Source organism: Saprospiraceae bacterium, from assembly GCA_016714025.1.
GTDB lineage: Bacteria > Bacteroidota > Bacteroidia > Chitinophagales > Saprospiraceae > Vicinibacter.
The window spans coordinates 2,634,840-2,655,013 of the sequence record JADJOB010000002.1 but is presented as its reverse complement, the minus strand read 5'-3'; the positions used below and the strand labels follow the sequence as shown (position 1 = coordinate 2,655,013).

Genomic DNA, 20,174 nt, shown 5'->3' with positions numbered 1-20,174 from the left:
ATATCACAAAATGGGTTACTTTTGTGTTACTGGTTATTATGACAAAAAACAGGACTTACACAATTCTGATTTTGTTTTTATTGTCTTTTGCAATAAAAGCACAAGAGGTTGAAGGGCCTTACTTAGTCTTTAAGTTGCTTAAAGAGAGTTCAGTCAGTTACCTTCCCAATACCTATCAAAAAGATCGGGTCGTTGTAGATTCCACTAAACATGGTTTAATTTCTTTACTGGGCACTAAAAGTGATCCGGAAGTTAAGTATGAAGCAAATACAGGTTTTATTGGTCGGGATACAGCAGTAACCAAATACAAGGATTACTACGGCCGGATTAAGTATTTGAGTTTTGTCTTTGTAGTAAGCAATTCAACCATCGACCTGGTATCGGATGCTTATGTGGCTTATAAAAATGATGGCAATCAGGATGTAAATCCATTGACAAATGACTTCAGTTCTATTGGTTCACCTGCTACGGATTATTTAAGAATCACCGCGATCACAGCGTCCAGTCGGTTGATTGCTTCCAGACCAGACCCTTTTACCATTCGATTTAAACCCATTTTAGATTCTGTTGGAATCGGTTATATAAGCTATACGGTTTGTGATACATTTAATACCTGTAGTGAAAGCAGCATTGTAGTTACCGTTGTTGATACCAATAATTTGGCAAGTGACACTTTGTTGTTGGGTACTCCAAAAGCTACCTTAAAGTTAGTTTCCTTTCCACTTCCCGGTTTTACTATTACTACGCAAGCAAAAAAGGGCACACTTGACATAGTCAATCCTCAAGTAGTTTCTTATAAACCGTATTCCAGTTTTGTTGGCAACGATACCTTTGTTTTAACCAAAGCTAATTTGCAGCGGACTGTGGTTATGGAAGTCTATAACCTCAAAACTCCGAGTAAGATTACCGTTGATGATGTTGTATTTACTCCAAAAGATACAGCGGTTACTTTTAATGTTGCAGGGAATGACATAACAGATGACTATCCGTTTCTAATATCTCAGCGCCCAACAAGGGGTACCCTGGATTCATTAAATACAAAAGGGGATTTTAAATATACTCCTGAACCTGGCTATGAAGGTGTGCAAACCTTTGTCTACAAAGTATGTCCGCAAGGCTTGTGTGAATACGGGGAAGTCAAGTTATTTATAGGCAACTGGCAGCCGGATACGCGTACCGACTACCATTTTAATACATTTAAAAATGTGCCTTTGGTTTTTAGTTATTCGATTCCTATTGATGCGTATAACTTTAAGATCAGTCCCCAGGATTCTACTTTTGTAAAATATTATCCAGGCTATGATACCGTCGCATTGGAATATACCATTAGCCCAACAACTACGTGTAGAGATACCGTTTCAGGTTATAATTTATTGATCTATTTTCCTCCACGCAATTACGCTGGCAATGACAACATCCAGCTCAGTTATTGCATTCCAAGTACAAATCAGTGTGTGGAGGTTCAGTGTGCCATTGATATAAAAGACATTTATCAATCCGAGCGAAATAAATGCGAGTACCAATGTGCCGGAGATTGTGTTTGGCCCGGAGATGTCAATTTGGATGGGGAAGTCAGTATGAAAGACTTTCTTCAAGTGGGTTACCATTTGGGAATGAGCGGAAATACAAGGCCAACCGGCGCTCCAACGGAATTCAGGGCATTTCAATCTTCCGACTGGAATGGGTCCATGCCTTCGACAGAAGTCAATTATAAACATGCCGATACGGATGGCAATGGACAGGTAAACTGTTCAGATACCGTGAGTATTTCAAGTTTTTATAAAAAGCAACATTCATTGGTAGCAAAACCAATCTATGACCGGGGTGATTTTCCTTTTAAATTAAAATTACTCAATCCGGGCGTTCAAATTGGACAACGGGCATTTTTTGAAGTGCAGTTGGGAGATGCATCCTATCCGGTAATCAATTTGGGAGGCTACTCCTACGATTTGGATTACAATGTGGATGTCGTAGATGAGGCCAGTTTGCGCGTTGATTTTTACGAGCAGGGCTGGGCCAGCTTAAACAGTGCTTTGATGCACATGTATAAAAAACCCTGGAACGGGCGTTTGGAAAGTGGATTTGTGCGTTCGAATGGTAAAAAAGTCAGTGGACGGGGCGGCGTTGAAGTCTTGTCATTTATAGTTGAAGATGATATAGGGGGATTTAGAAAAGACGAAAATTATTACCATATCCCATTTTACATTTCCAATATCTTGGTGCTCAATGAAGATGGTAATTATGTGAAACTAGATGATCACATTGCTTATCTGGATATCTCTAAAAATACAAACCAACAAGGTTTAAATCCAAATGATCTGGTAGTCTATCCAAATCCGGCAACAGATTACTTAAATATGCATTTAAATGGCAACAATGAGTTGAAATCTGTTGCAGTTTTTGCGTTGGATGGAAGCATGTTAAAAAATATTCTACTTGTTGATAAAAAACATCAGCTTTTGGATTTACAAGAATTGCAAAATGGCTTATATTTGCTGAAGGTTGAAACAGCCTTGGGACCTATCACCAAAAAGATAGAAATTATCAGATAATCCCTGTTTTTATATAACCAGTTTTAATCTAAAATTGTTAGAATAAATAAGCCCCGTAAGGGGCTTGTTTATTTTAGGTAATATCTAATAACCCCTTATACTTCGTTAAACAATTTTTTAAACACTTCATTTGCAACAGTAAAATCAGCATTTAACCCATATTATGCATTAGGTTTTCTATTCCAAGCCAAAATACCTTCAAATACAAGCACTTCCTCGATTTTTCTCCTTCACCATAGGATCTACTATGGCTTGTCAAAAAATCTTGCGGGAGCGCCTGTCTTTTTTGGTCTTTTGACTTTCATTACGAAACCCTAATGCATAATATGGGTTTAAAAAAATCGCAAGCCTCGTCTAAGATTTATTAGAGGTTCCCTTTGATTAAATTTGGTGTTTAAATAAAGACTTTTAAATTTTCTTAAGATTTATCATGCGATTTACATTGTCAGAATAATTGCTGCCAATTGGAATTTCTTTTACTTGTCCTTTTACAAAAATGTCAACGTCATTGGAATGAATAGCATCTATTTTATGGATATTGACAATATAGGACCGGTGCACCCGGATGAAGCTGTGATCGGGTAATTTTTCTTCCAGTGATTTCATGGTTTGTAATGTGATAATTCTTGTTTGATCGGTATAAATGATAACATAATCCTTTAGACCTTCAAAATAGAGGATGTCGTCGTAATTGAGTTTTATCAGTTTTTTATCAGATTTTACAAATATGAAATCTTGTTTATCGTATGATCGTGAATCCGGTTTTTCCTCCAGATTATTGAATTGTGGAATCTTATTAATGGCCTTCAGAAAACGATTAAAGTCGATGGGCTTTAGTAAATAATCTACTGCATTGAGTTCAAATCCTTCTACCGCAAACTCCGGATAGGCGGTTGTAAATATAAATTTGGGTGGATGCAATAAGCTTTTAATAAGTTCAATGCCATTCATTTGAGGCATTTGCACATCCACCAATAGTAAATCGATGGTTTGCTGATTTAATATTTGATTTGCATCCAAAGCATTATAACAGGTGCCAATAAGTTCCAGTTGAGGAATTTGATTGACATAGGTTTCTAATATTTCGACTGCCAGGGGCTCATCATCTACGATCAAAGTTTTAATCATTTGGAGAATCTTTTAATTTTATTTTTAAACTTACTGAAAAATAATCCGGTTGATCATTGATTACCAATTTGAACTGGTCGGGATAGATCAGATTTAAACGCTTTTTAACATTATCCAATCCAACGCCACCTGTCTTTGGTGCCAGTCCAATTCCAGGCATGCTGGGCGGTTTAGAATTGGTAACCTCAAATTCAAGAAACCCATTGATACAATTTGCTTGGATATCAATATACGATTTTTCCAAACTAGCTTGTAAACCATGCTTAAAACTATTTTCAACAAAAGGGATCAATAGGAGAGGAGCCAGTTTTTTTGTATAAAGTGTTGGATCAAAATGTAAAGTAATTTGACTTTCAGAAGCATGTCTTAATTTTTCAATTTCGATGTAATTTTCAATGTATTGAAATTCCTTTTCCAGGTAGACTTCAGATTCATTGCATTCATACAACATGTAGCGCATCATGTCTGAGAGTTTTAATACGATCTGAGGTGCTAAATCAGATTTTTTAAGTGTTAGCGCGTATAAATTATTTAAGGTATTAAATAAGAAATGCGGATTGATTTGATTCTTAAGTGATTGCAATTCCGTTTCCATATTTTTGGCGATGAGCTCGTTTTTTTCACTTTGAATTTTAAGCCATTCCAGGGGAATTCGCACTAATGAAGATAAAGCAGTTACAATCACAAGATTTATAAAATGAAAATGCGCTTGAACCAATGGGTTATGATTGTGAGTGGCATAATCATTTCGAATCCAGACATTAAAAAGGGTGATGAATGGTGTTAAAAGCAAGGAGATACCAATTAGTAATGCCAAATAGCTAAAAATTGATTGCCTGAGCATAAATTTTGGTAGCAAGACTTTCAGGTTGATCGTTACTGCGATTATAAAGATCAAGGTATTTCCACCAGACCACAACAAAGCTTTTGAAAGGGAGATTTCATCCGGACTGAAATAGAAATTTAAGGCGTAAAACACCAACCAAAAGATGGTTTGGGTCCAGTATTTTGAAAAACCGGATTCCTGATAGATTTTTGAGTAAAAATTCATAAAAATCAAGCTAAAAGTAGCTGTATTTAGAAATTGAATTGATATTTTTCGATTTTAAGTAAAGAATAAGGGATAAAACGGTGTTTAAATCGGATTTATCAAAACTTATAGGAATTATTTCCGTTTAGGAATTATTATTTATTGAATCGTGAGAGAGTTAAAGAATCATAGTTTAAAAGACCATTACAAAGCAATTTTAGAATCAATTGGTGAAGATGTAAATCGGGAAGGCATTGCTAAAACGCCTGAGCGGGCTGCTAAAGCAATGGAATTCTTTACCCAGGGGTATGGCCAGGATGCTGAAGCTGCATTGAAATCAGCCTTATTTAAAGAAAACTACAGTGAAATGGTCCTGGTTAAAGACATTGAACTGTATAGTTTGTGTGAACACCATTTGTTGCCTTTTTTTGGGAAAGCCCACATTGCCTATATTCCCGGGGATTGCATCGTTGGATTGAGTAAATTACCCAGAGTGGTAGATATTTTTTCCCGAAGATTGCAAGTTCAGGAACGACTTACACATGAGATTTTAGACTGTATTCAAAAAACCATGAAACCTATTGGTGCGGCAATTGTAATTGAGGCTCGTCACATGTGTATGATGATGCGTGGAGTTCAAAAACAGAATTCCATTACAACCACTTCAGCGTTTACAGGTATCTTTAGAAATGTTGAAACGCGAAGTGAATTTTTAAACTTGATCCATTCAAAATCTTTATGAGTTTAGAAACAAAAACGGCATTTATTTTTCCTGGACAAGCCAGTCAGTTTCAAGGCATGGGAAAAGATCTTTATGAGGCACATAAAGCAGCACGGAAATTATTTGATGAAGCAAACAGCATTCTGGGATATAAAATTACTGATGTTATGTTTGAAGGAACAGAAGAAGAGCTTAAAGAGACAAAAATTACGCAGCCTTCTGTTTTTTTGCATTCTGTAATTAAGGCCATCGTTCTGGGAGAGCACATTCCATTCAAAGCTGTTGCTGGGCATTCCTTAGGAGAATTTTCAGCCTTAGTAGCCGCTAAAGTGATTGATTTTAAAACAGCTTTGGAGTTGGTGCAGTTGCGTGCATTTGCGATGCAGAAAGCATGTGAATCCAATCCAGGAACCATGGCTGCTATTGTTGGTGTAGAGGATACTAAAATAGAAGAAATTTGTAAAGCTATGTCTGAGCACATTGTCGTTGCGGCAAATTATAATTGTCCGGGCCAATTGGTTATTTCAGGAAGTATAGCAGGCATTAATGCTATTGAAAAAAATATGATTGAAGCTGGAGCAAAGCGCTTTATTTTGTTAGCAGTTGGTGGTGCTTTTCACAGCCCGTTAATGGAACCGGCTCGTATTGAGTTGGCTGAGGCGATTGAAAAATTGCATTTTAATGACGCGCACGTACCAATTTACCAAAATGTCGATGCACTTCCGTACCTGGAATCTGATAAAATTAAGAAAAATCTAATTCTTCAATTAACCTCACCGGTTCGTTGGACTCAAACCATGAATCACATGATTGCCGACGGGATCCAAAATTTTTATGAAGTTGGTGGCAATGGCACGGTGTTGAGTGGCTTTTTAAAACGAATCAATCGGGAATTACCTATCAGCAGTTTGTAATGAAACATCGAAATGAATCCCGGTCTGTTGAGACTGGTAAGCTGTTAATTGCAGAACCTTTTATGTTGGATCCTCATTTCAAACGATCTGTAGTTTTAATAGCTGATCATGATAAAGAAGAGGGAACAGTAGGTTTCATACTCAATCGAAAAACAGGTTTAAAATTAAATGAACTAACTGAAGATTTTGGAGAATTTGAAGCAGACGTTTTTTATGGCGGACCTGTAGATAATAACAGTATGTATTTTATCCATACAGCAGGAAATATTCTCGACAATTCACTGGAAATATGTCCTGGTATTTATTGGAGTGGCGATTATGATAAATTAAAAATTTTAATTGAATGCAAATTAATCACATCAGCAAGCATTCGATTTTATATTGGATATAGTGGGTGGTCAGCTGGACAATTGGAAGAAGAAATGAAAGACCCAGCATGGATTGTGTCAGATATGGACCCAAATTATTTGTATAAATCAAATCCAGAACAACTCTGGAAGGAAATATTGGATCAAATGGGCTATCATTATAGCGCCATTGGTCGGTTGGAAGGTGATGAATTAATGAATTAAACGTAACAAGTGGTCCGATTTCAAAATGTAAGTTTATTTTTTGGGGAGAGAGTTTTATTTGATCAAATTTCTTTTACCCTTTCCGCTGGTGAGAAACTAGCCGTTTGCGGACGGAATGGTACTGGTAAATCAACTTTGTTTAAATTAATGTTGAAGGAATTGATGCCTGACGGCGGTACCATAGAATATATTGGAAACGTAAGTATAGGCATTCTGAAACAAGAACTTCCGCCCGACAGAGGATTGGCATTGTTTGATGAAGTGAAAAGCTCATTTGCTGATATCTCCACACTCAAAGACGAATACAATCAATTAGAATATAAAATAAGCCATGCCCATTCTGATACAGATGATTTAATGGACATGATTCACCGGATGGAAGAAATTCGTGTACGATTAGAGCATTTGGACATTGATAAACTGGATGGTAAAATTGAAAAAGTATTATTAGGACTTGGTTTTACTGCTGCTGATTTTGAACGTAAAATCAGCATGTTTAGCGGAGGTTGGCGTATGCGTATAGAATTGGCAAAATTGCTTCTGTCAAAACCTGATTTATTATTGCTGGATGAGCCTAACAATCACCTGGATATTGTTTCCATCAGATGGCTGGAAAAATACTTAAAAGAATATGAAGGGACTGTAATTATCATTTCGCATGATTTAAGTTTTATGGATCGTCTCGCCAATCGGATCATTGAAATTGATAGAGGTAAAATTTATGATTATAAAGGCAATTATTCAAGTTATAAATTATATCGTGCTGAGCGAAAACAAATTGAATTAAATGAATACAAAGCTCAGCAGAAAATAATTCAACAGAAAGAGATGTTGATTGAAAAATTCAGGTACAAAGCGAGCAAAGCTTCATTTGCACAGTCGCTGATAACCGAATTAAACAGAATGGACAAGAAGGAACTTCCTGAAGAAGAATTAGGAAGTATCAAATTGCGGTTTAAAAGTTCACAAAAAAGTGGAAATAAGGTTTTGGAAGTAAAAGATCTTAGTAAATCATACGGAGACAAAGAAGTTTTAAAACATATTAATTATTTTCTTGAACGAGGACATAAAATCAGTTTAATTGGAGCCAATGGAAATGGGAAAACTACTTTAGTAAAAATGATTGTCGGTGATCTTGAATCTTCAGGAGGAGCCATTGAGTTTGGTCACAATGTGAAGATAGGATACTATGCACAAGAATCAGAGGACACCTTAAACAGAATGGATACTGCACTTGAAACAGTTGAAAACTATTCAATTCCTGAAATGCGTACCCAGGTTAGAAAAATTTTAGGAGGTTTAGGGTTTGCAGGAGACGAAGCTGAGAAAAAAATTGCTGTTTTATCAGGAGGGGAAAAAGCCAGAATTCGTTTGGCTAAGCTCATTGTGAATGAACACAATTTATTAATTCTTGATGAGCCAACCCACCATTTAGATTTGGCTTCCAAAGAAAAGTTAAAGGATGCTTTAAAAAATTATGATGGTACGGTATTGATCGTTTCCCACGACCGTGATTTTTTAAAAGAGTTAGCAGATAAAACGATTCTCTTTGAAAATAAAGGAATTACAGTATTTGAGGGGGATATTGATTATTATTTAGAGAAAACAGAAGAGAATACAGTTTATGATTTGCCGGTAAAGCAAGGAGAAAATAAATCGAATGCTGCAGTGGAGCTGGATTACAATGAACGAAAGAAAGCACAAAGAAAAATCCAAAATTTAGAGCGCGATATCGAAAAATTTGAAGCTAATTTATTGGAAATGCAAAAGAAAATGGAAGATCCTGAATTTTATCAATCGGCTGGAGCTGCCAAGCTTATGGAGGAGTATGATCGAGAAAAGCTAAAATTAAAGGAGTGCATGGATGCCTGGGAAAACGTATCCAGTTTATTGGGATAAAATAAAAAAAGGCCTTAAAGCCTATGCCTTAAAGCCTTTGGTGTACTAGTCAGATACTTCTAAATCAAAACTATATTACTTAACAATTAAAAGAGACACTGTAAATAATCCAGAGGAGGACCACCGCTACATATTTTTAATTTCAAAGTATTATTTAGAAATTAGTTCGAAGCGCGAAGAAAGGATTTTGTTAAACCATCCCTGAAAGTCCCATGTTTACAAATATAACCAAACCTAAGATTTGTAAGATCGGTAGTCCTGCTCAACTGGATTCCATTTTTCAATATTCAAATCAAGCTTCCGTAGTCATTAACGTTTTAATGAACTGGATGATACAAAGGTCTAGTAATTATAATAGCTGCACATCAGGGTAAACCCTGATTTTTAAAAATCAGGGTAAACCCTGATTGGAGTCAGGGTTTACCCTGATTCAGCTAATCTTGATTTTTAAATTGGAATTTGAACCAAAAACAGAGTTCCTTGATTATCAGAGGATTCTATGTTAAACTCGCCCTTTAGGTAATTTATACGACTTCGGATATTTTCCAGACCCATTCCCCGTTTTACGGTTTCTGCATCAAACCCTTTTCCATCGTCTTCTACGGAAATAGTCATTTCATAGGAGGATTTTGATAACTGGACAAAGATCTCTTTACAATTGGCATGTTTGATCGAATTATTGACTAATTCCTGTATAACCCGGTAAATATTTAATGCGATATTGGAATCGATTGTTCCTGGTTTTTCAAACCCAAAATATTGAAATATGATATTGGGACCGTGTTCGTGGATATATCGATTTAATAAATCCCGGATGGCTTCAATTAATCCAAGTTTCTCAAGGGAGCCCGGTTTAAGGTCATTACTGATATTTCGTACCTCATCACAGGCCGTATCAATTAAATCGTACAGCTTTGTATAGGATTCCTGGCCAGTAATTTTTTGCTCATGGACCAATTTATCAAAACGCAGTTTTATGGTGGAGAGCAAACCACCTAAACTGTCATGTAAATCCTGTGCGATGCGCTCCCGTTCTGATTCCTGCCCATCGATCATAGATTGCATTGACTGGAGTTGCATGTTATTTTCCAGTTCTTTAATTTTTTGATTGTTAATTTGAGCACTTTGATCATGAATGATGTTGCTGGTTTCTAGTTTTTGTTGATAAAATAGGATCACAAAAAAACCAGCTAATAAAATTGCAGCAATGCTAAATAATAAACTATATAAAGTGAAATTCGAGCGACGACTTTTTAATTCAAATAACCGTTTGCTTTTTTCAAGGTCTATTTTTTCTGATTGAAATTCTTTTTGTTCGTACTTTCCAATCAGTTTTGACAGGGATTCCGAGTTTTTAATCTCATTCAGCGTGTCATTATATTTTACAAAGCTTAGCAAGTATTCAGAGGATTGTTTAAAATCGCCTGCATTGTGATTGCATTCATAAAGTCGAAAAGAAAATTCTTTGCAATAATCAAAATATTTGATTGGTTTGACAAGCGCTAAAGCTTTTTTAAAAATAATTTCAGCTTTTTTATAGTTGGCATGGATATAAAAATATTCACCTAAAACCTCTAAGGATTTAATTTGCAAATCTATGTTCCCAATCGATTTAGCATATTTGAATACATTGTTGAGTGAAGCAGTGGAGCCCAATCGGTTTAAAAACAAATAGGCATCTACCAATTCATGTTCGTTTTTGCAAAATTCATTGTAGCTATCCGCCTTTTTGTTTTCGCATTGGCCTAAAAAATAAAAAGCCATATCAGTATTGCCCATTTTTTTATAAGCGTATGCAAGCGCATGTTGACTCCGCACCACATCGAGGTCACGACCTTCTTGTTTAAAATAAACATGGCAGTATTCGAGGCTATTAATCGCTTTTTGAAAGAATCCCAGTATTTGGTAAATACGAGCCAGCAAAAACCGATAATAGTAAACTTTCTCAAGATTGTTTTCCTGTTTATAATATTCAATTGCATTTAAAATACTGCTAACTGCTTCCTGATATCTGTGACCAGATATATCTGATTCAATTTCAGTTTCGAGATTGTCAGGTTCAAGTAATGAAATTTGAAAAGAATCTTGTTGTAGGCTTATACTGTCCTGGGCTGTGATTTCTATTGAACTCAGAGCCAATAAATGTAGGATCAGTAAAATGTTTTTCAAAATGTATTTTATTTTTCTACCAACTTTAACTCTATAGCAGCCCGAACCAATCCAGCTGAATTTCTAACATTTAATTTAGAAACCAGGCTGCTTCTGTGAGATTCAACCGTTTTCAAGCTTATAAATAATTTTTCAGCGATTTCAGGAGTGGTATATTCCTTTACAATTAAGGCTAATACTTCAAGTTCGCGCTTTGAAATTTCAGGTATCAGAAATGTGCTGGTTTTCTTATGGGTCGGTTTTTTTAACAAGGCGCCCATAATAGTTTCTGTAACATCTTTGCTAAAATAGGTTTGCCCGGCTGCGACAGTTTCTATAGCCTGGACTAGTTCAGCCCGACCTGTGTTTTTAAGAATATAACCTTGAGCACCGTTATTTAACATCTCAGAGACGATGCTCTCTTCATTGTACATCGAAACAGCAATAATTTTAACATCGGGAAAATCAGTATTAATTTTCTTCGCAACTTCAATGCCACTCATATCCGGAAGGTTAATATCCAGTAAAAGGACATCAATTCGTTGTTTCGATAACATAGGAAATACGGATTTGCCATCAAAGCATCTGTCGACAACTTTAATGGTTTCTTCGTCTCTCAATATAGATTCAATGCCATCCACAAACATGGCATGGTCATCTGCAATGGCAACTTTGTGCATTGTAATTTTTTGATTAAAAATAGAGGGAATGATTGAAAATGGAAAACAAAGCTACTTAAGATTTTTACAATTTCCGAGTAGATTGCCATTTTCTTAATTGATTTAATAAGGCTTTTAAATCTTTTGGCAAAGGACATTCAAAATGATATAATTGACCGTATAGACTGAATTCCAATGAATTAGCATGAAGTGCAGTCCTGCTTAAAAGGGGCCTTTCTTGTTCAAAATCGGTAATTTTAGCTCGATTTTTTATGTCTTTTATAAAAAGTTCACTTCTTTGGCTGTAAAGGGGGTCACATAGAATCGGGCAAGATATGGCAGCAAGATGAACCCTTATTTGGTGTGTTCTGCCTGTTTTAGGCTCCAACTCAAGCATACAAAAATTTCTAAAAGACTCAAGGATTTTATAATATGTTATTGAAGGTTTCCCATTTTTATGAATCGTCATTTTACCGGTTTCAAAAACGGAATGAGCAATGGGTAAATTGATGATTCCGGATTCAGGATTAGGGCAATTTTCGGTAAAGCTGACATAGCGTTTTTGAATTTCATGATTTTCAAAAAGTATAGATAATAAGCGATGACTTTCTGAATTTTTTGCAAACAAAACCAATCCGCTTGTTTCTTTATCAATTCGATGGACAATAAAAATTTCTTCGTGGCTGGTATTTAATAAGTTCAACAAATTGGGCTTATTCGGATCATATCGATCCGGAATGGTTAATAAACCTGAAGGCTTATTGACAACCAACAAATGTTCATTTTCAAATAGAATTTCACAAAGTGTGGATGCCATCAATTTTTAAAGTAATGTTTTGGGATAATTGAAAATTCTTTATTCCCAGAAAAATAGAATTGAACAAAAACACTTGCTTTCAAAATACCTTTTTGATTAAATTTATCATACGCTAGATTTCTAATTTGCTTGTCTAAAAATTGTTTCTTTTGAATTAAATACAAGGTATTAATAATAACAACAATGTATGCCTGTATGATTTTGTAAAAAATTTTAAACTTACCTTTTAGTAAATAACTGATCGCGATAAGCATATCCAGCACAAATCGAATGGGAAGAATATATAGTAATTGAAGGTAATCCGAGTTTTTGAAAATAGTGAATAAATTATTTCTAAAATTCAAATAGGTTTTTCTGGGATTGTCGTAATCAAGCGTTCCTCCACCTAAATGGTAGACTACAGCGTTTGGCACATAAATTATTTTTCCACCTAAACGTTTAACTCGCCAACACAAGTCGATTTCTTCCTGATGAGCAAAATAATCACCATCAAAGCCTCCCATGGCTTTAAATGCAACTGCTTTAATGACCATCGCAGCTCCACTGGCCCAGAATATTTCAGAAATCTCCTGGTATTGATTGGTGTCAGATTCAAGAAAATCAATAATTCTTCCTTTGCAAAATGGATAACCTAGAAAATCAATATAGCCCCCCGCAGCTCCGGCATATTCAAATTTTTCAGGCTCTTTCAAAGATAAAATTTTTGGCTGTGCAATCAGAATGCTTGAATCTTTTTCCATCTCAGAAATTAATGGACTGATCCAATCATCTTTAACTATAACATCAGAATTCAGGAGAATAAAGTAATCTGCATCAATTTGTGCCAGACCTTTATTGTATCCTGAAGCAAAGCCATAATTCTTTTTAAGTTTAATTATTTTTATTTCCGGAAAATGGTGTTCTAAAAATACACAACTCGCGTCTGTTGAATTATTGTCGATAATATATATAGAGACGTTTCTGGTATTGTGTTTTACTACGGATGGTAAATATTCCTTTAAAAAATTGTAACCATTAAAATTCAGAATTACAATTGCATATATTGGATTTCTGTAAGGAACTGTATGCAATTCATTTCTAAGCAGTGCTTTTTTCGTGGCAAGTTCATCTGACTGAATTTGAAGTTTTAATTGATCAAAATTTTCAAATTTTTGATCATTTCTAATAAAATCAATCAGTTTAACACAGATCGAGTTACCATAAATTTCTTTGTTAAATTCAAATAAATGAACTTCAACAGTGGCATTAGCAGATTCTTTAAGTGTTTCACTTTTGCCGATATAGAGCATTCCATCATAAAGTTGCCCATCAACCTGTACTTTGGCTGCATAAATTCCATTTGGCGGAATTAATTTAGATGAATCTGTAAATTCCAAATTAGCTGTTGGATAACCGAGTTTTCGGCCTAATTTATCTCCGGAAATCACTTTACCTTCTAATTGATAGGGGTAACCTAGGTACAAATTGGCCTGATGAATTTTCTTATCATGAATTAATTTTCGAATTTTTGTAGAACTTACTTTCGATTCCTGAACATATTGTGCTTTTATTTCCTCAAATTCAAAATATTGATTAGCAGCATAAGTGCGTAAAAGTTGGCAATCACCTTTCCCGTCTTTTCCAAATCGATGATCGTAACCCGCAATAATCTTTTTAGGTGTAAAATGTTTTAAAAGAAAATTTTCTATATAATCTTCGGGCAACATTTGTGCAAACGAATAATCAAAATCTACGAGTATCAAATAATCCAAAGCCGTGCTATTAAGAAGTTGAATTTTCTCTTCCAATGTGTTTAACAAGGCGACGGGTTGATCTCCTGGATCTAATACGGTTCTAGGGTGCGGATAAAATGAAATCAGGATGCTTTCCCCATTTAATATAGATGCAGATTGACAAAGTTGTGATATTATTTTTTTATGCGCTAAATGCAGGCCATCAAAGGTGCCAACTGTTAAAACAGGATTTTTGAATGCAGGTAAAGGGTCTTGCCCATAATAAATGATGCGCATAAAAAACAGATTTGCAAATTTATTAATTTTAATAGACCATTCCGGTATAATTCGAATTATTTTTGTGCTAAATATGAATCAGTTAGTTCAGGATATTGTTGAAAAATTACAAATAGTTATCGAGCCAGATTCCGGCAGAAGTATTGTGCAGCTTCGGATGATTAGAGATATTCGATTGGAAAATGGCCAATTTCATTTTAAGATTTATCTTCCATCTGCCAGTTATAAACATAAAGACAGCCTATATGCTGAAATTCATGAGGTTTTAGGTAATTCTTTTCCGGATCTTGAACTTCATGCTCATTTTGTTAATCAGTTGCCAATGACGGAGGCACCAAATACCAATTTTCCTAATATTTCTAATTTTATTGCAGTAGGGTCTGGAAAAGGAGGTGTAGGAAAATCCAGTATTTCAGCATTTTTGGCAATTGCACTTAAAACGGCCGGCTATAAGGTCGGTTTATTGGATGCCGATTTATATGGGCCTTCCATTCCAACCATGTTTGGAATCCGTGATCTCAAGCCAAAAGTCCTGGAATCCGATGGTAAACATAAGATGCAACCTATTGATGTAAATGGAATTTCTATTATATCTCTTGGGAATATTATTGATCCTGAACAGGCTGTAGTATTAAGAGGGCCAAGGTTAGCAGCAATTATTAAACAATTTTTCTTTGATACCCAATGGCCAGAATTGGATTATTTAATAATTGATTTACCACCCGGTACAGGAGATGTACAACTTACACTTGTCCAAACAATTCCGCTTACAGGTGTTGTAATGGTGACCACTCCTCAGGAAATAGCATACATCGATGCTGTTAAAGCAGCAAATATGTTTACTTTGGATCAAATAAAAGTTCCGATTTTAGGAGTCATAGAAAACATGTCTTGGTTTGAACCTGATGACATGCCAGGCAAAAGGTATTTTATATTTGGAGAAGGGGCTGGCCAAAGGCTTGCAGAAAAAACACATTCAAGTCTTTTAGGACAAATTCCAATAAAAGAAGGAATGCGACAATCGTTTGACAAAGGACAAGCATTTCAATTGGATTCCTATTATTCGGAATTGTTTAAAACGATCATTTTGAAATTGAAAGAAAAAATAGATATTCGGAATTTAATTTATGCTCCAAGTCAGATAGTACAGGCAAATTAACACATATCATGTTTAAATCTTCTGAATTTCTGTTTGAACAAATCCAACTCAAGAGAAGTCTTTTATGTGTAGGCTTGGATCCGGATATATCAAAATTACCAGCTGTTTATAAGAAGTTAGATGAACCTTATTATAATTTTTGTAAGGACATCGTAGAGCTGACTCATACAAATGCAATCGCATTTAAAATAAATATTGCTTTTTTTGAAGCATTGGGAGTTGAAGGTTGGTTACAGTTTGAGAAGCTAATTCAAATAATCCCACCGGATTGTTTAATAATTGCGGATTCAAAAAGGGCAGATATAGGAAATACTTCAAAGCAATATGCGAATTATTATTTTAATAAAATAAATGTAGATGCTTTGACTTTACATCCATATATGGGTTTGGATTCATTACAACCTTTTCTTGATTATAAAGATAAATACAGCATTATCCTCGCTTTAACTTCAAATCCAGGAAGTGCTGATTTTGAATTTATGGAAGATTCAAAAGGTAAATTGTTATTTGAAAGAGTTATTGAAAAATTTGTGCAACTTGAGGCCTCTAAAAATATAATGTTTGTCTGTGGTGCAACCCATCCAAAGGAGTTTAATAGAATTCGTAAAATTTGTCCTGACCATTTCTTGCTGGTACCTGGAGTAGGAGAGCAAGGAGGTGTGTTAAAAGATACTATAAAAGCTGGGCGAAATACTAAAGGTGGCTTGTTGGTTACAATTTCTCGAAAAATTTGCTATCCAAATGAAAATTTAGATTTTAAAACAGAAGTTTTGGCTTCAGCAGCAAATTTTCAAAGGGATTCCTACACTTATTTTATTGAGTCCTGATTTTGTGACAGCAGGATTTTTTTAATACACTTGTCTTTTGTAAGATAATGTTCAATAATTCGGTTGGATTCAATATTTCCAGGATAGGGCGTAAGGGATTCTTTTAATAATTTAATATCGCTATAACCTTCGTTTTTATCAAGGTAACCAGTAAAGCTGCAGAATCCATTTTCAACAAGCACCACACCAAATTCATCATAGTTGGGTCCATCTGTGAGTAAAATAAAATCATGTTTAAAAATTTTATTTACTTCTTCGTACGCCTTATTAAAACGGTCAATGTAATCTTGTAGGTTTTCCTTTCCTACACAAGCACCATGGCACTGTCCAATTTGAAATCCGTTGCATGGCTTGCCTTCAGCATTCTGTGAATTTATTTTTGTGCAAAGTTGGTGGTTAAACAGAATTAAATCGAGATGTTGTTTTGCAGACAATTTACTGGGATAATGATAAATTACTTCATCCTGCTGATCAAGCCATTCCGATTCCTTGATTGTAAAAACAGGAAATTTGTCAGGAGTTCTTCTTGCTGTCATGAGATATGCATGCGATTTTTTCCTGAGCGCTCTATTGATTTCGGGTTGTAATTCTTTAATTTCTTTAATTTCAAGTAATGATGCTAAGAGTTCACTCCCAGTCAAAGTGAAATCAATTGAATGGACACCAGTTAACATTTTTAATGTTTTAGCACTAGTGTCATTAAAATGCTGATAAATTCGTTCTTTAATATTTTTGCTTTTTCCAATATAGATTGCTTCAAATTGTATGTTTTTCATTCTATACACACCCGGTAATTCTGGAAGATTATCAATATCATTTCTATTTATACTAGCTGGTATTTTTGTTTCACTTAATAAAGATGCTATTGGATTGTAAGTAGAATCAAGATTTTTGCTGCATTTCAATATCCTGCAAAACACATCCAGGGTTGCTAATGTGTCATCCATTGCACGATGTCTGTTTTTGACTTCAATTTTAAAGTGAGTAATCAAAGATCCAAGGCTATAAGAGCGTAAGCCTTTAAAATATCTTCTACTTAGCTGGACTGTGCATAGTTTTTTTCTGGAAAATGTATAGCCTAACTGATGAAATTCTTCTTTAATAAAATTGTAATCAAAAAATACATTATGTGCAACAAAGATGCAATCTTCTGTTTTAATTAATATTTCTTTCGCGATTTCGTAAAATTTTGGAGCGTTTTCAACCATTTCATTTGTAATTCCTGTAATTCGTGTAATTTCAAAGGGAATGGATCGTTCAGGATTGATGAGACTTTCATATCGATCAATTATTTTATCATCCTGGTATACGATAATAGCAATTTCTGTAATTTTGTCACGTTTAGCTATGCCACCAGTAGTTTCTATATCTATAATTGCAAAACGAGGACTTGTCAAATTTGTTCTCTTGATTTTAGTTTTAAGTTATTTAACACAATCAAAATTAATTGCTTTTACAGAACTGGTGTATTCAAAGCCAAAAATAATTTTACCCGGAGCTTATCGAATGGATTCCTATTTGAATTTATTGGATGGAAAGCGGGTTGGTTTAGTAGTCAATCAAAGTTCGAAGTTAGGTCAAGTACATTTAGTAGATACCTTATTAGCTAAAAAGATTCAAATTGTTAAAATATTTGCCCCGGAGCATGGTTTTCGCGGAGATGTAGAGGCAGGTGGAGCCATTGAAAATCAATTTGACCTTAAAACGGGATTGCCAATCGTGTCTATTTATGGTAAGAAATCTAAACCAAGTTCTGAGGATCTTAAGGATGTGGATTGCTTACTATTCGATATCCAGGATGTTGGGGTTCGATTTTTTACTTACATAAGCACCTTGCATTATGTAATGGAAGCATGTGCTGAAAACGGAGTGCCCCTGATAGTTTTGGATAGACCCAATCCAAATGGTTTTTATGTTGACGGCCCTGTTTTAGATAGTTGCTGTAAAAGTTTTATAGGAGTTGACCCCATTCCAATTGTGTATGGCATGACGATAGGTGAACTTGCAAAAATGATTAAAGGGGAAGCATGGATAAAATCTGGAGACAAACTTCAATTAAAAATTATTCCTTGTAGTAATTATTCTCATAAGTCATATTACGAATTACCAATCAATCCTTCTCCCAATTTAAAGAATCAGTTAGCTGTATTGTTGTATCCTTCGCTATGTTTTTTCGAGGGAACAAGTGTAAGTTTAGGTAGAGGCACTGATTGGCCTTTTCTTATTTATGGTCATCCTCTGTTTTTTAATAAATATCCATTTAGTTTTACTCCATTATCCCGCACAGAGGCAATTAATCCTCCATGGAAAAATCAAATGTGCTTTGGAAATGATTTGCGTACAGTTAATTTAATGGATTTGAGAAAATCGAAGAAAATTCAGTTAAAGTATCTCATTGATGCATTTCAAAAAATGCCCAATAAGGACAGTTTCTTTTTAAAGAATTTATTTTTTGACAAACTTGCGGGTACTACTAGCTTACGGAAAAATTTAATAGCAGGCAACACCGAAGCAGAAATTAGAAAAACCTGGCAGCCGGCTATTAAAAAGTTTATGGACAAAAGAAAGAAATACCTTTTGTACGAAGACTTTTAATTTAATCGTTGTATCATCCCGGCTGCATTAAAAGTATAAGTACCGCATTCTTTTTTCGGTGCTTTTTGATCTACCTGAAATTTATATTGTTGCATTTTTCGTTGAGCTTCCAAAATAAACTTCATATCTTTTGTTTTTGACAGCTTTGGATTGTATTTTATATAGGTAACTAAACCTTCCCGATTTATACACATATTAAACACAACAATTTGGGCATTGACTCTCGCAAGATCTTTTAAATCGGGTCTCCAAATTGGTTTTCGTTTAAGCGGCCCCGTTTCATCAAAATCAACACCTACGCCATCTCCGGATCCTGTGCCGGTTCCAGATCCGGTGCCACCGCCACCGCCTGCTCCTGAGCCTGAATTTGCAGGTCCAGCACCAGTTCCCGTGCCGGTTCCTGTTCCGGTACCTCCGCTCCCTGGATTATCATCGTCACCTGTTGAGGCGTTACCGGATGTTCCATGAGCGCCACCTGTTGAAGGCGCTGGTTTGGTTTCAACAGGAGGTTTTATAACTTCTGGACTTGGGCGTGTTGTAGGGGTATGTGTTTCAACTTTTGGAGGATCCACCTTTACGACTTGTGGCTCTGCTTCTACCAATACAGGTTTAGGAGCCGGAGTCGCTGGAACCGGGATTGTTTTTTGTGGTTCAGCCCGGTCGATCTGCTTTTCCATCTCTTCTAAGGCAGGTTTTGCTTCACTCCCTGGTGACCCGCCTTGCTGGGCTTCCTCTGATTCCGGCCCGGGGCTAGATCCACCTCCTGTTGCGATTGGAGGTTCTTCCATTACAATTTGGCTGGGTAAAAGGATTTCTACGCCAATTTCTTGCTCTGGCTCTTTTGAGAAATCTAAAATTCTTAAAAAGAAAATTAATAATAACAGGGCGTGAATTATGGCGGAAATTAATATTCCGGTTCTTCTGTGACCAGATTCTATTTTATGGGCGTCGTAATAATAAATTTGGCTCATCTTGACAAATTAGTATGTAAAGGACGTAAAATTCAACTAATTTAGTACTAATGTTAGGTTAAAATATTACAATTTTACCTATTTGTTATTAAAATGTAGAAAAGTACTAAGCCAAATACCACCATACTTACTTTAATACTGGTCGCCCATAGAATGCCTAAATTATCAATAGG

The 20,174-nt window shown here is 35.3% G+C and carries 16 protein-coding genes; 8 read left to right on the top strand and 8 right to left on the bottom strand.

Going from position 1 to position 20,174, the window contains the following annotated elements; all coding sequences use genetic code 11:
- Positions 1-80: 80 nt before the first annotated feature.
- Entirely contained in the window at positions 81-2,552 is a 2,472-nt protein-coding gene (locus tag IPJ80_13765; GenBank protein MBK7914553.1) for a T9SS type A sorting domain-containing protein, read from the top strand.
- Positions 2,553-2,960: 408 nt separating this feature from the next.
- On the opposite strand, the gene IPJ80_13760 is transcribed toward IPJ80_13765, so the two are convergent.
- Together IPJ80_13760 and IPJ80_13755 are read right to left on the bottom strand one after the other, a co-directional pair.
- Positions 2,961-3,680 carry a response regulator transcription factor gene (locus IPJ80_13760; protein ID MBK7914552.1) on the bottom strand — a complete coding sequence of 240 codons (720 nt, stop codon included), beginning with the start codon at positions 3,678-3,680 and terminating at the stop codon, positions 2,961-2,963.
- On the bottom strand, positions 3,673-4,731 hold the full coding sequence (locus IPJ80_13755; GenBank protein MBK7914551.1) for a histidine kinase: 1,059 nt from the start codon (positions 4,729-4,731) through the stop codon (positions 3,673-3,675). The genes IPJ80_13760 and IPJ80_13755 overlap by 8 nt, the downstream gene beginning before the upstream one ends.
- Positions 4,732-4,876: 145 nt before the next feature.
- Between IPJ80_13755 and folE the strand changes: the two genes are divergently transcribed.
- From folE to IPJ80_13735, 4 genes are read left to right on the top strand one after another with little or no spacing between them, the layout of a single operon-like run.
- Complete coding sequence (folE, locus tag IPJ80_13750) at positions 4,877-5,452, top strand: GTP cyclohydrolase I FolE (GenBank protein ID MBK7914550.1); 576 nt, start codon at positions 4,877-4,879, stop codon at positions 5,450-5,452.
- Positions 5,449-6,345, top strand: coding sequence for an ACP S-malonyltransferase (fabD, locus tag IPJ80_13745; GenBank protein MBK7914549.1), 897 nt, complete (start codon positions 5,449-5,451; stop codon positions 6,343-6,345). Before folE ends, fabD begins: the two co-directional genes overlap by 4 nt.
- Positions 6,345-6,917 (top strand): YqgE/AlgH family protein, encoded by a 573-nt coding sequence (locus IPJ80_13740; GenBank protein ID MBK7914548.1) that lies wholly within the window; start codon positions 6,345-6,347, stop codon positions 6,915-6,917. The genes fabD and IPJ80_13740 overlap by 1 nt, the downstream gene beginning before the upstream one ends.
- A gap of 9 nt (positions 6,918-6,926) precedes the next feature.
- On the top strand, positions 6,927-8,816 hold the full coding sequence (locus tag IPJ80_13735; protein ID MBK7914547.1) for an ABC-F family ATP-binding cassette domain-containing protein: 1,890 nt from the start codon (positions 6,927-6,929) through the stop codon (positions 8,814-8,816).
- Between the two features lie 447 nt (positions 8,817-9,263).
- Here the strand turns inward: IPJ80_13735 and IPJ80_13730 are convergent, their stop codons facing one another.
- The 4 genes from IPJ80_13730 to IPJ80_13715 all read right to left on the bottom strand — a co-directional run bounded on the left by IPJ80_13730 (position 9,264) and on the right by IPJ80_13715 (position 14,449).
- Positions 9,264-10,985: an ATP-binding protein gene (locus IPJ80_13730; protein MBK7914546.1), complete on the bottom strand. Its 1,722-nt coding sequence runs from the start codon at positions 10,983-10,985 to the stop codon at positions 9,264-9,266.
- Between the two features lie 8 nt (positions 10,986-10,993).
- Entirely contained in the window at positions 10,994-11,644 is a 651-nt protein-coding gene (locus tag IPJ80_13725; GenBank protein ID MBK7914545.1) for a response regulator transcription factor, read from the bottom strand.
- Positions 11,645-11,708: 64 nt separating this feature from the next.
- Positions 11,709-12,440, bottom strand: coding sequence for an RluA family pseudouridine synthase (locus IPJ80_13720; protein MBK7914544.1), 732 nt, complete (start codon positions 12,438-12,440; stop codon positions 11,709-11,711).
- Complete coding sequence (locus IPJ80_13715) at positions 12,440-14,449, bottom strand: bifunctional riboflavin kinase/FAD synthetase (GenBank protein MBK7914543.1); 2,010 nt, start codon at positions 14,447-14,449, stop codon at positions 12,440-12,442. Before IPJ80_13715 ends, IPJ80_13720 begins: the two co-directional genes overlap by 1 nt.
- Before the next feature lie 73 nt (positions 14,450-14,522).
- Here IPJ80_13715 and IPJ80_13710 point away from each other — a divergent pair, with 73 nt between their 5' ends.
- Both IPJ80_13710 and pyrF read left to right on the top strand, forming a co-directional pair.
- Complete coding sequence (locus IPJ80_13710; protein ID MBK7914542.1) at positions 14,523-15,608, top strand: Mrp/NBP35 family ATP-binding protein; 1,086 nt, start codon at positions 14,523-14,525, stop codon at positions 15,606-15,608.
- Positions 15,609-15,616: 8 nt separating this feature from the next.
- Complete coding sequence (pyrF, locus tag IPJ80_13705) at positions 15,617-16,435, top strand: orotidine-5'-phosphate decarboxylase (GenBank protein MBK7914541.1); 819 nt, start codon at positions 15,617-15,619, stop codon at positions 16,433-16,435.
- Here the strand turns inward: pyrF and IPJ80_13700 are convergent.
- Positions 16,417-17,832, bottom strand: a complete 1,416-nt coding sequence (locus IPJ80_13700; protein MBK7914540.1) for a GIY-YIG nuclease family protein — start codon at positions 17,830-17,832, stop codon at positions 16,417-16,419. The genes pyrF and IPJ80_13700 overlap by 19 nt on opposite strands.
- Here IPJ80_13700 and IPJ80_13695 point away from each other — a divergent pair.
- Positions 17,783-19,030 carry a DUF1343 domain-containing protein gene (locus IPJ80_13695; GenBank protein MBK7914539.1) on the top strand — a complete coding sequence of 416 codons (1,248 nt, stop codon included), beginning with the start codon at positions 17,783-17,785 and terminating at the stop codon, positions 19,028-19,030. The two genes, IPJ80_13700 and IPJ80_13695, sit on opposite strands and share 50 nt — an antisense overlap.
- Here IPJ80_13695 and IPJ80_13690 read toward each other — a convergent pair.
- Positions 19,027-20,001, bottom strand: a complete 975-nt coding sequence (locus IPJ80_13690) for a hypothetical protein (protein ID MBK7914538.1) — start codon at positions 19,999-20,001, stop codon at positions 19,027-19,029. The two genes, IPJ80_13695 and IPJ80_13690, sit on opposite strands and share 4 nt — an antisense overlap.
- Positions 20,002-20,174: the final 173 nt, after the last annotated feature.

Coding starts and splice junctions, on each gene's coding strand:
- pyrF (MBK7914541.1), top strand. CDS start 15,617: ATGTTTAAATCTTCTGAATTTCTGTTTGAACAAATCCAACTCAAGAGA.
- IPJ80_13755 (MBK7914551.1), bottom strand. CDS start 4,731: ATGAATTTTTACTCAAAAATCTATCAGGAATCCGGTTTTTCAAAATAC.
- IPJ80_13695 (MBK7914539.1), top strand. CDS start 17,783: ATGCCACCAGTAGTTTCTATATCTATAATTGCAAAACGAGGACTTGTC.
- IPJ80_13715 (MBK7914543.1), bottom strand. CDS start 14,449: ATGCGCATCATTTATTATGGGCAAGACCCTTTACCTGCATTCAAAAAT.
- IPJ80_13725 (MBK7914545.1), bottom strand. CDS start 11,644: ATGCACAAAGTTGCCATTGCAGATGACCATGCCATGTTTGTGGATGGC.
- IPJ80_13690 (MBK7914538.1), bottom strand. CDS start 20,001: ATGAGCCAAATTTATTATTACGACGCCCATAAAATAGAATCTGGTCAC.
- IPJ80_13710 (MBK7914542.1), top strand. CDS start 14,523: ATGAATCAGTTAGTTCAGGATATTGTTGAAAAATTACAAATAGTTATC.
- IPJ80_13740 (MBK7914548.1), top strand. CDS start 6,345: ATGAAACATCGAAATGAATCCCGGTCTGTTGAGACTGGTAAGCTGTTA.
- IPJ80_13760 (MBK7914552.1), bottom strand. CDS start 3,680: ATGATTAAAACTTTGATCGTAGATGATGAGCCCCTGGCAGTCGAAATA.
- fabD (MBK7914549.1), top strand. CDS start 5,449: ATGAGTTTAGAAACAAAAACGGCATTTATTTTTCCTGGACAAGCCAGT.
- IPJ80_13720 (MBK7914544.1), bottom strand. CDS start 12,440: ATGGCATCCACACTTTGTGAAATTCTATTTGAAAATGAACATTTGTTG.